At 65.7% G+C, this 12091-nt stretch carries 14 protein-coding genes; 5 read left to right on the top strand and 9 right to left on the bottom strand.

All coding sequences use genetic code 11. From position 1 onward, the window contains the following. Positions 1-91 precede the first annotated feature (91 nt). Together ABDV78_RS17215 and ABDV78_RS17210 are read left to right on the top strand one after the other, a co-directional pair. Positions 92-796, top strand: coding sequence for a S24 family peptidase (locus ABDV78_RS17215; RefSeq protein ID WP_343528727.1), 705 nt, complete (start codon positions 92-94; stop codon positions 794-796). Further along, on the top strand, positions 793-1245 hold the full coding sequence (locus tag ABDV78_RS17210; RefSeq protein WP_343528725.1) for a hypothetical protein: 453 nt from the start codon (positions 793-795) through the stop codon (positions 1243-1245). The genes ABDV78_RS17215 and ABDV78_RS17210 overlap by 4 nt, the downstream gene beginning before the upstream one ends. Before the next feature lie 453 nt (positions 1246-1698). Here ABDV78_RS17210 and ABDV78_RS17205 read toward each other — a convergent pair whose 3' ends face one another. The 7 genes from ABDV78_RS17205 to ABDV78_RS17175 all read right to left on the bottom strand — a co-directional run bounded on the left by ABDV78_RS17205 (position 1699) and on the right by ABDV78_RS17175 (position 8457). Beyond that, positions 1699-3660, bottom strand: coding sequence for a S9 family peptidase (locus ABDV78_RS17205; protein ID WP_343528724.1), 1962 nt, complete (start codon positions 3658-3660; stop codon positions 1699-1701). Positions 3661-3754: 94 nt separating this feature from the next. Next, entirely contained in the window at positions 3755-4660 is a 906-nt protein-coding gene (gene thiL, locus ABDV78_RS17200; RefSeq protein WP_343528723.1) for a thiamine-phosphate kinase, read from the bottom strand. Positions 4661-4676: 16 nt separating this feature from the next. After that, positions 4677-5132 (bottom strand): transcription antitermination factor NusB, encoded by a 456-nt coding sequence (nusB, locus tag ABDV78_RS17195; RefSeq protein ID WP_343528722.1) that lies wholly within the window; start codon positions 5130-5132, stop codon positions 4677-4679. A gap of 10 nt (positions 5133-5142) precedes the next feature. Further along, on the bottom strand, positions 5143-5607 hold the full coding sequence (locus ABDV78_RS17190; RefSeq protein ID WP_343528721.1) for a hypothetical protein: 465 nt from the start codon (positions 5605-5607) through the stop codon (positions 5143-5145). An 80-nt stretch (positions 5608-5687) separates the two neighbouring features. Beyond that, the gene (gene hisD / locus ABDV78_RS17185; RefSeq protein WP_343528719.1) at positions 5688-6983 is read right to left on the bottom strand and encodes a histidinol dehydrogenase; all 1296 of its coding nucleotides are present in this window, start codon (positions 6981-6983) and stop codon (positions 5688-5690) included. Then, positions 6980-7642 carry an ATP phosphoribosyltransferase gene (gene hisG / locus ABDV78_RS17180; RefSeq protein ID WP_343528717.1) on the bottom strand — a complete coding sequence of 221 codons (663 nt, stop codon included), beginning with the start codon at positions 7640-7642 and terminating at the stop codon, positions 6980-6982. Before hisG ends, hisD begins: the two co-directional genes overlap by 4 nt. Before the next feature lie 95 nt (positions 7643-7737). Beyond that, positions 7738-8457 (bottom strand): murein L,D-transpeptidase catalytic domain family protein, encoded by a 720-nt coding sequence (locus ABDV78_RS17175; protein ID WP_343528716.1) that lies wholly within the window; start codon positions 8455-8457, stop codon positions 7738-7740. A 198-nt stretch (positions 8458-8655) separates the two neighbouring features. Between ABDV78_RS17175 and ABDV78_RS17170 the strand changes: the two genes are divergently transcribed. Further along, positions 8656-9258, top strand: coding sequence for a L,D-transpeptidase family protein (locus ABDV78_RS17170; RefSeq protein WP_343528715.1), 603 nt, complete (start codon positions 8656-8658; stop codon positions 9256-9258). A gap of 51 nt (positions 9259-9309) precedes the next feature. On the opposite strand, the gene ABDV78_RS17165 is transcribed toward ABDV78_RS17170, so the two are convergent. Then, entirely contained in the window at positions 9310-9942 is a 633-nt protein-coding gene (locus ABDV78_RS17165; RefSeq protein WP_343528714.1) for an HAD family phosphatase, read from the bottom strand. Between the two features lie 39 nt (positions 9943-9981). Next, positions 9982-10107 carry a type B 50S ribosomal protein L36 gene (gene ykgO, locus ABDV78_RS17160; RefSeq protein ID WP_003046794.1) on the bottom strand — a complete coding sequence of 42 codons (126 nt, stop codon included), beginning with the start codon at positions 10105-10107 and terminating at the stop codon, positions 9982-9984. A 223-nt stretch (positions 10108-10330) separates the two neighbouring features. On the opposite strand from ykgO, the gene ABDV78_RS17155 reads away from it, so the two are divergent. Next, a complete protein-coding gene (locus ABDV78_RS17155) occupies positions 10331-10945 on the top strand; it encodes a DUF4136 domain-containing protein (protein WP_343528712.1) in 615 nt (204 codons plus the stop codon). 4 nt (positions 10946-10949) lie between these two features. Then, positions 10950-12056, top strand: a complete 1107-nt coding sequence (locus ABDV78_RS17150; RefSeq protein WP_343528711.1) for a M14-type cytosolic carboxypeptidase — start codon at positions 10950-10952, stop codon at positions 12054-12056. Positions 12057-12091: the final 35 nt, after the last annotated feature.

Raw genomic sequence — 12091 nt, 5'->3', positions numbered from 1 at the left:
GATTGTTGGCGCGCTCGAACGCGGCAACCGATCCGTGTTTTTTCCGAAGGACGCTCTTCACATCCTCCCTGTGTAATTCGGTGAGCATCCGGTGAATCCTAAAATTCGGTCCGAAAACTCGGATACTACCAGCCGCCGCCGGAGTAAACCCCTTACGACCGAAAATGTGGTAGGAAGGCGGATTGCTGACCTGCTTGGTCCCAGAAATTTGAATTGGTTAGCCGAAGAGACCGGGATTTCGGATTCTACGCTGAGCGGCTATGTCCAATCCGGTATCGCCAAGGCTGACAATGCGGTGACGATCGCCAAGGCGCTCGGCTGCTCGGTTGATTGGCTCTTGACCGGGAAGGAAGCGACAGGCGGCAAATTGGCGCAGGTCGATGAGGATGATGACGTTGTTGAGGTGGAGGAGATCGACTTGGCCTATGGGCTAGGCGGCACCTACGCTGACGTTCCTGTGGAAGTCCGGCTGCATCGCATGGCACGCTCGTTCGTCGAATCGATCACGGCGACACCAGCGAAGTCGCTCACGATTGCACGCGGGCTGGGCGATTCGATGGCACCGACGCTTCAGGACGGCGACATGGTCATCATCGATCGGTCGCAACGGACGATCCGCGAACAGGACGCTTTATGGGCGATGACCATCGGCGATATCGCGATGATTAAGCGCCTGCGCATCCGGGGTGAACGTGTCACGATCCTCAGCGACAATGACCGCGTGCCGCTAGACGAAGCGCATCATGAGGAGATCAGGATCGTGGGCCGCGTAATCTTCATTGGGCGCAAGCTATGAGGCGCTTGCCCATTGCCGCTGCGCTGGTCCTGTCGGCGTGCTCGACCGCGCCGACGACCATCGACAACCAGTCGCCTGCCGCCAATGAGATGGCAGCCAGCGAGGGCACACGTGCCGCTTTTCCGATATCCGGCGATGATCTCATGGTTGGGGTCGTTGGCTTCGACCGGCCATGGAATGGGAAGCCTGCCCACCAGACCAGCACCCGCGACGACCTCACAGGCGGGATGTCCACGATGCTGATCTATCCTGCCGGGGCCATCAACATTTTCACGCTGCCAGACGGCAAGGTGTGGCGCGTGCGTCTGGTCGCGGGCCAGGGCGATCGTTGCGGCAGCGCCCCCGACCTGAGCAAGGGCGTCGAGGCTGTCCGTCAAATGCTTCAGACCAAGCCATCCCGCGTGAACCTGACGGATGGTTGTTTACGGATCGCGACGATTACCGCTTAGAAAAGCGTCCCACTAACGCGGCGAGGCGATCCCCCTTCCGCACGGTCGCGCGCCGCCGTGACCCTTGAAAATCCGCCATTTCCCGTAAACTGCGACCATCGTCCGTGCAGTCCCAGTTTATCGGCCCGGTTTGTTATGGACGGTTGCGCCCCGCTGCCAATGGCTTCATCGCCTCAGAGGCTTCTCAAACGCAGCTTTTCCGCCGTTGAGAGGCTTCTGAGAAGCCGCCGCCGATTGCCCCGCCGACTCTTGCATGTCCTGTCCCGGCGGTGTCTAATCGGACGGTCACTATAGACACAGCGCGCCGCCCGACGGTTGGGCCGATCAGCGATGGGAATGGCCGATTTCCGTGGTTTCATCCCACTTCATCCCGCCAGATGCCGGTTTATCCCGCCACTCTAGTCCCTCTTGTCCCCTCACACCGCCAATCCTCCCCGTGCCGGGGAGGATCGATCACGCCGGGTTATGTTCGGCCAGGAACGCGGCCATCGCCTTCAGGAACTCCAGCCGGTCCTCGGCGCGGGTGAAATGGTGGTCGGCCAGCGGCTGTTCGATATAGTTGACCGGCTTGCCCGCGGCCTTCAGCGCGGCGACCATCATCCGCGACTGGTTGACCGGCACGCGCTTGTCCGCCTTGCCGTGCACGATCAGCAGAGGCATCGTCATGCTGGCCGCGCCGAACCGGGGCGAGACGGCGCGGTAGTCGGGAGCCTGCTTGTGCAGCCAGTCCTCGCGCGTCTTGCTGAACAGAAAGCGCGAGTCGTACCGCTTCATCGCCTGAAGGTCGGACACCCCCGCATAGGACACCGCGCAGCGATAGAGCCCGCCGTCACGCTGCGCCGCGCGCATCGCCGCATAGCCGCCATAGGACGCCCCGACCATGCACACCCGCTTGGGATCGGCGATCCCTTCCTTGGCGAGATAGGTGACGGCGTCGTTCAGATCGTCCTGCATCTTCAGGCCCCATTCGCCCTCACCCTTCTTGGCGAAGGCGGTGCCGTAGCCCGAAGAGCCGCGATAATTGGGCTGGACCACCACATAGCCCAGCTCCGCCAGATACTGGCTCCACCAGTCCCAGCTTTCCGCGTCGCGTGCGAAGGGGCCGCCATGCGGCATGACGATCAGCGGCAGGTTCTTGTCCCCCTTGCCCCGCGGCATGGTCAGCACCGCCTCGATCGAGGTGCCGTCGCGTGCGGGGTAGCGTAGGGTGCGGACCGGCGACAGGCGCCGGCCCTTCAACTGCGGATTGTCCCAGGACAGCCATTGCATCGTCCCGAAATCGGTGTCCCAGTAATAGAGGGCGCCGGGCGTGGTGGGGCCGCCCACCTCGATCAGGAAGCGGGTGCGCGCCCGGTTCCAAGAGACGATCTCGGCACGGCGCGGGGCGACCGCCTTGTCGACCATCTCCTGCAATTCCTTGAGGTGCGGATCGGTCCAGGCATCGTGATAATATTGGTCGGTGTAGCGGATCGCCGAAATATCGTCGCCGGTCGGGTTGGGGATGACGCCGTCAATGTCGTAACCGTCCAGCGTGCTGAGCTTGCGGCCCAGTTTGAGGTCGGGCAGCGTCACTTCGTACAGCGCGTCATAGCCGTCGCTGTCATCGATCGCGAGCGCGGTGCCGTCGGCGCGGAAGATGCTGGGCACCAGCACCGATTCGGACTTGCGGCCATCGGCGCGGGCGATGGTGCGGAACGGCTCGTCATTGGACTGGCGATAGAGCAGGCTCTTCTGGCGGGTGTCGTCATTGTAGCGGACGCCCATGCGGAGTTGCCCCTGCCCATCGGCATACCAGTCCCACACATTGGTCTGGCTGGAGGCGATGCGCTTGACCCGGCCGGTCGAGACGTCGGCTTCGTAAACCGAGGGATAGACGTCCGGCATCGAATAGATGCCGGTCTGCTTGGCGAACAGGATACGCGGCGTGCCGTCCTTCGCGGTCCACAGCACCTCGTCGGCGCGCAGGCCCGAATTGTCCCAGTCGATCTTGACCATCTTGGTCATGTCGGCGCTGATGCCGATCAGGCGGGTGACGTAATATTCGTCGCCCTGGATGATATCCTGGCTGCCCAGCCCGACGATCAGCCATTGGTCGTTGACCCAGCGCCACCAATTGACGTCGACCTTGTCGCTGAGCGCGGCGAGCGCGGTCTTGCCCTCTCCTTTGATCAGCGGGGCGACCATCAGATATTGCTTGCCGTTCAGCGCCCGCTTGCCCGCGATCCGGGTGCCGTCGGGCGACAGGGCGGGGCTCTCGAACTCGGGGAGCGCGGCGAAGGCCTCGACCGGCAATGGGCCGGCGGCGGCGCTAGAGGACGGCGGGGCGGCGGAGGACACGGGTGTCTTGTCCTGAGTCATCGCCGTCAATGTCATCAGGCCGAGCGCCATCACCGACGCGCCCAGCATCCTCGTCATGCCAGCCTTCACGCAAATCCCCCCTTCGGCCGGACACGAGCCCCGGTGTCCGATTGCCTCAGGTTAGCGTGGGGCGCGGGGTCTGAAAAGCGGTTCAGACGGTGGAGCTGTGTTCGAAACCCAGTCGGGGAGGCAGTGGAACCGCGCCGTTCGAATCGTGCAGGGTCAGGCCCCGACCGGCGGCGAAGCGGCCGATCCGCGTCGCGGCGACCGGCGGCGCGGCATCGGAGGGGAGGGCGAACAGCAGTTCGTAATCGTCGCCCGCCGTCGCGGCGGCGATACGGGCGGCGCGATCCTCTCCGCCATGCGCGCGGGCGTCGCCGGACAGGGGAATCGCATCCAGGTCGACCGCGACGGCCAGGTCGCTGGCACGTGCCATGCGCATCGCGTCGATCAACAGCCCGTCCGACACATCCATCATCGCGTGGACGATCGGCCCCAGCGCGCGCCCCTCGGTCAGGCGCGGATGGGGGCGACGATACGCATCGCGCAGCATGACCGGCCCATAGCCGCGCCGCGCGATCGCCAGCCCCAGTCCCGCATCGCCGATCGTGCCGGTGACCCACAGCGAATCGCCGTCGCGTGCGCCGTCGCGCGCGGGGGCAGGGGCATCGCGGCCGAATGCCGTCAGCGTCAGCACGCGGGGGCCGCGCAGGGACACCGTATCCCCACCGATCAACCGTACATGAAAGCGCGCCATCACCGCGCCCAGCCCGTCGAGGAACGCCCGGTCCCAGGCGGCATCCCCCAGCGGATAGTTGAGCATCACCCCCTCGACCAGCGCGCCCTTGGCGGCCAGGTCGGACAGGTTGGTGGCGACCAGCTTCCACGCGACGTCGGCGGGTGGGTCATGCGGCAGGAAGTGGACGCCCTCGACCAGCGTGTCGGTGGTGACGACCAGCGGTCCCGCGTCGATCACCGCGCCGTCATCCACCAGTCCCCGTGCGCCGGGGTGCAGCGGCAGGCGGCGGAGCGCGGCGATGAAGTCCGCCTCGTTCATCGGGCGGTGCGCGGGTTCAGGCCCGCGCGACCTTGGCGATCGCGTCGAGCAGGCCGTTGACGAAGCCCGATTCGCGCTTCTCGTAGAAAGCGTGCGCGACATCGACATATTCGCTGATCACCGCGCCCACCGGCACGTCGTGACGGGCGAGCAGTTCATAGGTCCCGGCGCGCAGGATCGCCTTCATCGGCCGGTCGAGGCGGTTCAGGGTCCAGCCCTTGGCCAGCTTGCCCTCGATCATCCGGTCGATCTCGCCCAGCCGGGCATGGACGCCCTTGACGATGTCGTCGAAGAAATCGGTGTCGGCATCGGCATATTCGACGTCTTCGATGGTCGCGCCGATGCGGTGATTGTGGAATTCATGCAGCAGCGACGCCAGTGGGGTCTGCTCCATGTCATGCTGATAGAGCGCCTGAACGGCGGCAAGGCGCGCGGCGGCGCGCGCCTGGGTACGGGCGGTAGGACGAGTCATTGGCGGGCCTTTACGCGCCTGTCACCGATCCGTCACGCCCTTTGGCGCGGGCGAGCAAGGAACGGTGCCCGATCGCAGCGCTGACGGCACCAGACAGACCACCCGCGATGCGGAGCATGCCGACCGAACCCTGATCCCAGGAGGGTGCTCCGCCCGTTTGCAGGAAAACGATCAGTATCGGGGCAAGGCCGATGCCGATCAGGACCCCTATCACCATCCAGGCGAGGCGACTGTTGGCGATCGGAAAGACGCGAGCCGTTTCGATGAGCGCCAGCATGGCGAACAGCGCGGGGATGAAGGCGACCGCCACCGAGAACGGGATGGAAATGGGGCTGAACACGAAAATCATCATAACCAATGCAGGCCAATCGACGGGCAAATCCGAATCGATCACGCCGAATGCCGCGGCGCAGGCACGACACCGATCCCCCACCATGATGCCGATGGACATCAGCGTCGTCAGGGCGGCGAGCATCGATGGACCTGTCGCCGCCGACGAGACAAGGGCTGCTCGCAGAATACCAGCGCGATTCTGGCGGAACTGCGAGGGCGGTTTCACCGGTTGAGCCGCAGCCGCAGCGCCACCGACTTGGCATGCGCGGGCAGTCCCTCGGCATGGGCGAGCGCGACCGTCGCGGGGCCGAGTTCGGCCAGCGCCGTCTCGGTCAGGCCCAGAAAGCTGGTCCGCTTCATGAAGTCGAGCACCGACAGCCCGCTGGCGAAGCGCGCGCGGCGGCCGGTGGGAAGGACATGGTTCGGCCCGGCGACATAATCGCCGATCGCCTCGGGCGTATGACGGCCCAGGAAGACCGAACCGGCATGGCGCAGCCGGTCGAACAGGCTTTGCGGATCGTCCACCGCCAGTTCGAGATGCTCGGGGGCCAGGCGGTCGACCAGCGGCATCGCGGCCTCCAGCGACTCGACTAGGATGATCGCACCGTTCGCGTCCCAGGCGGTGCGCGCGACGTTCGACGTGGCCAGTTCGGGGATCTGGCGGTCGACGGCCTCGGCCACGCGGGTCGCGAAGTCGGCGTCGTCGGTGAACAGGATCGACTGGGTCACCGTGTCATGCTCGGCCTGGCTCAGCAGGTCGGCGGCGATCCAGTCGGGGTCGTTCCGGCCGTCGGCGACCACGACGATCTCCGACGGGCCCGCCACCATGTCGATGCCGACCATGCCGTAAACCTGGCGCTTGGCCTCCGCGACCCAGGCATTGCCCGGGCCGGTGACGACATCGACCCGCTGGATACGGCCGGCGCCATAAGCCAATGCGCCAATTCCCTGCGCGCCGCCGATGCGCCACACCTCGTCCACCCCCGCCAGATGCGCGGCGGCCAGGACCAGATGGTTGATCTCGCCCCTGGGCGTCGGCGTCACCATTACCAGCCGTTCGACCCCGGCAACCTTGGCCGGGATCGCGTTCATCAGCAGGGAAGAAGGATAGGCCGCGCGTCCGCCGGGGACATAGATGCCCGCCGCATCCACCGCGCTCCACCGCGCGCCCAGGCGAACGCCCTGCGCATCGATATAGTCGCTGTCGGTCGGCTTCTGCTTTTCGTGATAGGCGCGGATGCGCGCGGCGGCGAGGTCGAGCGCGGCGCGGAGTTCGGGCTCCAGCGCGTCATAGGCCGCGCGGCAGTCCGCCGGTTCGATCCGCCAGCCGGTCTCGGCCAGGTCATGCCCGTCGAACTGCTTGGTGAAGGCCGCCACCGCGGCTTCGCCATCGTCGCGGACCGCGCGCAGGATCACCTGCACGTCGCGCGCGACATCGGCATCACTCTCGCGCCGGGCATCGACCAGTTCGTCAAAGGCGGTAGCAAACCCCGCATCGCGTGTGTCGAGCCGGATCATGCCGTTTCCTTCTCCGCGACGGCGCGGCGGAATGCCTCGACCAATGGTACCACCTGCCCCCGGGTCTTCATCGCGGCGCGGTTGACGACGAGGCGCGAGGTGACCTCCTCGATCACCTCCACTTCGACCAGCCCGTTTTCCTTCAGCGTGCGCCCCGACGACACCAGGTCGACGATGCGCGGCGCCAGGCCCAGGGTCGGGGCCAGTTCCATCGCGCCGTTCAGCTTGACGCATTCCGCCTGCACGCCACGGCGCGCGAAATGGCGGCTGGTGATGTGCGGATACTTGGTCGCGACGCGGACATGGCTCCATCCGCGCGGATCGTCGCCCTCGGCCATGGCGACGGGCTCGGCGACCGAGATGCGGCAATGGCCGATCTTCAGGTCGACCGGCGCGTAGAGTTCCGAATAGCCGAATTCGGACAGCACGTCGGACCCGACGATCCCCAATTGTGCCGCGCCATGGGCGACGAAGGTGGCGACGTCGAAGGCGCGGACGCGGATCAGCTCGATGCCGGGGACATCGGTGGCGAAGCGCAAGGCGCGGCTGTCCTTGTCGGTGAAGGCCGGTTCGGGCCGGATGCCGGCGGCTGCGAGCAGCGGCAGCGCCTCGGCAAGAATGCGTCCCTTGGGGACGGCGATGATAAGCGGCTGGACCATGAGGACCGGGGACTTACCGGCCCCCAAGGCCCTTCGCAATGTCGGTGTGGCGGCGGACCCCGATTCCTCCCCTTGCCGGGGAGGATTTGAAGTCCTTAGACCTTCGCTGCGTAAATCATCCGGCCGGGGCCGAGATTGGCGAAGACGCGGTCCAGATCATTCTCGCCGACCGCGAAGCAGCCCTGGCTGCGGCCCAGCATCCCGTGCGTTCGGATCATGTCGCGATTGGCGTACCAGGCCGAATGGATCACGATCGCGCGGCCCAGCGCATTGTCATTGGTCGGGTCCAGGCCGACCAGCCGCTGCGACCGGCCATGTTTCCCGACATAATAATCGTCGGTCAGGAAGGCGCCCTCGCTGCTGGCGTTCGAGTTGAACGCGTTGGAGAAGCGCTGAAGATAGCCGCTATGCGACGGGTCCGAGCCGCTGCCGTGCGAGACGAGCAGCGAACTGCTCCTGCCGCTGACCAGATCGACGAGGTGGAGGCGCGGTTCGGACGAGCCGACCGCGAAATCGACGATGGCCATCCGGTCGCGCTGGCGCACCCGGCTGCCATGCTTTTCCAGCGATGCCATCGCCGCGCGCAGAAGGGCGGGGCGGACGACCCGCGACGATGCCAGGATCGGCGTCGCCGCGATCGGCGCGGGCAGCGTCGGATGGTTGGGCAGCGGCGGCTGGCGAACCGGCCGCAAATCCCCCGAAGTCAGGCGTCCACGGGCACTTGCCGCCCCCGGAACCGCCAACGCCCCGGCCAGAACCAGCGCGTTCTTCAGCAGCGCGCGCCGACCCGGCGTCGCGTCCAGATTTTCGAGCATTTTGATCCTTCAAACCCCAGAAATCCCGCGACTCCGATGTAGCAGGAAGGGGGCGGTTTTTCTGCCCGTCCCGCTATCGGTTGATCGCTTGGTTCCATCGATTCGGCGAAAGTTCCGCTTCAGTGCAAAAATTTTCGCTGGGCACAAAATATCTCTTGACGTGTTTAAGAAATCATGAACTCGCCAAGGAAAAGGGATATGAAAGCCATTGCTTTTGCCGCCCTGCTGGGGGTGACGTCACTCGGTTTCACGGGCAGCGCCTGGGCCGATGAGGGCCCCGCCACCGCCACCATCGCGCAGGCGGCGGCCGTGCTGGCCCCCAACAAATATGTCTGGGGCGATCCGCAGATGATGGCGGTCGATCCCGTGCAGCAGCCGGTGACGGTGGTGGTCAGCCTGCCGATGCAGCGCGCCTTCGTCTATCGCGGCGACACGCTGATCGCCGCCGCGTCGGTTTCCACCGGCAAGGATGGCAAGGATACGCCGATCGGCGTCTTCCCCATCCTGCAGAAGCGCGAGATGCATCGCAGCAACCTGTATAATGATGCGCCCATGCCCTTTATGCAGCGGCTGACCTGGGACGGGGTGGCATTGCACGCGGGCAACAATCCCGGCTTTCCCGATTCGCATGGCTGCATCCGCCTGCCCACTGGTTTCGCCAAGAAGCTGTTTTCGGTGACGTCGGTGGGGACCAATGTGATCGTGACCGACCAGATGGTGGGCGATCATATCGACCCGGCGATGCTGGAAACCGAAGCGTCGCGGGCGAATGAGGCGCAACTGGCCTCGCTGGAGCGGTGACGATCCGGCCGAGGGCGGTTGCGCGCCTCGACCTCGATCGCCGTTAAGGATCTAGCCCCCGACCAGTCCCAATTCCTGCAATTGCGGCCGAAGCGTCGCCTCATCGGTGAAGTGCAGCGCATGGATTCCCATCGCCGCCGCCGCGTCGATATTGGCCCGATTGTCGTCGATGAACACCGCCTGCTGCGGCTCCAGCCCGAATCGGGCGAGCGCGAGTGCGTAGATGGCGGGGTCGGGCTTCACCAGCTTCTCCGCGCCCGACACCACGATGTCGCGGAAACGGTCGAACAACGCCGCTTCGCGCGCGCGGAAAGGTGGCCAGAACTCATGGCTGAAGTTCGTGATCGCAAACAGCGGCACGCCCGCCGAATCAAGTTCGGCGACCAGTTCGTGCATCCCCGGAATCGCATCGCCGATGCTGTCGTTGAAGCATGGCCCCCAGATGGCGATCAGATCGCGATGCTGCGGATACAGCGCGATCAGCTCCGCCGAGGTATCGGCGAAGTCGCGGCCCGCATCATGCTGGAAATGCCATTCGGTGGTGACGACATCACGCAGAAACGCATCGAGCGCCCGATCGTCAGCGATCAGGCGCCGATACAGGATCCGGGGATCCCAGTCGTAGAGTACGCGACCGACGTCGAAGATGACGGCGGTCGGCCGATCGGAACGCGTCGCGGTCAAGCCGCTCCCAGCGTCCTGTTCGATCGACCCCAAGGGGGATTAGCCCTGGCGCGCCTTGAAACGACGGTTGGTCTTGTTGATGACATAGGTGCGGCCGCGACGGCGGATCACGCGGTTGTCCCGGTGGCGATCCTTGAGCGACTTCAGGGAATTGCGGATCTTCATGATCGATTCGCTTCTTTTGAACTGGAGGGTGATCTGGAAAGCGTCGCCGCGTAGTGGCAACCGAGCCGCAAGTCAAGGTTCGGGCAGCTTCCCCGGCCGGCACGGTATGACATGTGCGTCACGCGCCATGCCGATGGGGACGCAGCCTCTTCCGTCGCCGGATCAACCCCCATATGTCATGCGTTGCCCATCCGTAACATCCTGCGCCAAAGGTGCCACTTCCATGAATGCACGCTCGCTCCTGATCCTCGCGGCCGCCGTCGGTTCGCTCGCCGCCTGTTCCACCACGGGCGGCCTGCCCCCGACCGAGGTCGTCCGCTATCATCTGGGCGAGCCGATCGCGCGCGGCACGGTCCGGGTGGAGCCCTTGTCCAACACCGGCCCCGCCAGCATCGAGTTCAAGACCTATGCCGCCGCGGTCGAGACCGCGCTGCTGCGCAACGGCTATTCGCTGCCTCAGGGTGATTCCCAGCCTGATTTCGTCGCCACCGTCTCGTTCACCCGTGCCAACCGGCTCGGCCCGCCGCGCCCCTCGCCCTTTTCGGTCGGCCTGGGCGGCGGCAGCTTTTCCGGCGGTCGCGGCGGCGGTGTCGGCCTGGGCGGAGGCGTGAGCTTCCCCATCGGCAAGAGCCGCCCGCAGGAGATCATCGGCACCGAATTGTCGGTCCAGATCAAGCGCCGCGTCGACCAGTCGCCCATCTGGGAAGGCAGCGCGCGCAACATCGCGCCGGTTGAAGCGCTGGCCAAGATCGATGCGCAGGTGCAGGCGGCCAAGCTGGCCGATGCGCTGTTCACCAAATTCCCGGGCGAATCGGGCCGCACGATCGAGGTGAAGTGAACCGATGACGCTGACCATCAACGCCGCGTTCGACGGCGGCAATATCCGTGTCGTGCGCATCGAGGGCGACCGAGTCGATCTGGAGATCGTGGCCGACAAGGATTCGGACTTCTACCAGTGGTTCTATTTCCGCGTCGGCGGCGCGAAGGGGCGGACGCTGACCTTCCGTATCCTGAACGGCGCGGGCTCGGCCTTTCCCGGCGGCTGGCCGAACTATCATGTCCGCGCCTCGACCGACCGGCGCGAATGGCGGATGACCCCGACGACCTATGCCGACGGGGTCATCGAATGGCAGTGGACGGGCGAGAGCGACCTGGCCTGGTTCGCCTATTTCGAGCCCTATACGATGGAGCGCCACCATGATCTGGTCGCGCGGATCGCCGCGCGGGGCGTCCATCATGAGGAGATCGGCCGGTCGCTGGACGGCCAGCCGATCGACTATTTCCGCCTCGGTACCGGCCCGAAGCAGGTGTGGCTCTATGCCCGCCAGCACCCCGGCGAATCGATGGCCGAATGGTGGATGGAGGGCGCGCTCGACTGGCTGACCGGCCCGGCGTCGGCCGAGCTGCTGAAGGCGGCGACCGTGCACGTCGTGCCCAACATGAACCCTGACGGCACGCGGCGCGGGCATCTGCGCACCAATGCGGCGGGTGTGAACCTCAACCGCGAATGGCATGAGCCCACGCCCGAGCGTAGCCCCGAAGTGCTGTGCGTGCGCAACCGGATGGACCAGACCGGCGTCGACTTCGCGATCGACGCGCATGGCGACGAGGCGATTCCGGCGAACTTCATCGCCGGGTTCGAGGGCATTCCGAGCTGGACCGACGAACATGGCGCCAAATTCTATGAATTCGGCCGCCGTCTGGCCGCGCACACGGCCGATTTCCAGACCCAGATGGGCTATGAAAAGGCGAGCGCGGGCAATGCCAACCTCGCCATGTCGACCAACCAGCTCGCCGAGCGGTTCGGTGCCGTGTCGGTGACGCTGGAAATGCCGTTCAAGGACCACGATCCCAATCCAGACGCGGTGCATGGCTGGTCGGGCGAGCGCTCGGCCAGGCTGGGCGTGTCCTGCCTGGAGGTGCTGGCGGACATGATCGGAGAAATCTGACGGCCGCGGGGCGGGGGCTTCGATTCCCCGCCCCG

This window comes from Sphingomonas sp. (assembly GCF_039594485.1).
Lineage (GTDB): Bacteria > Pseudomonadota > Alphaproteobacteria > Sphingomonadales > Sphingomonadaceae > Sphingomonas.
The sequence above is the reverse complement of the archived record's forward strand: the minus strand, read 5'-3'. Positions and strand labels throughout refer to the sequence as shown.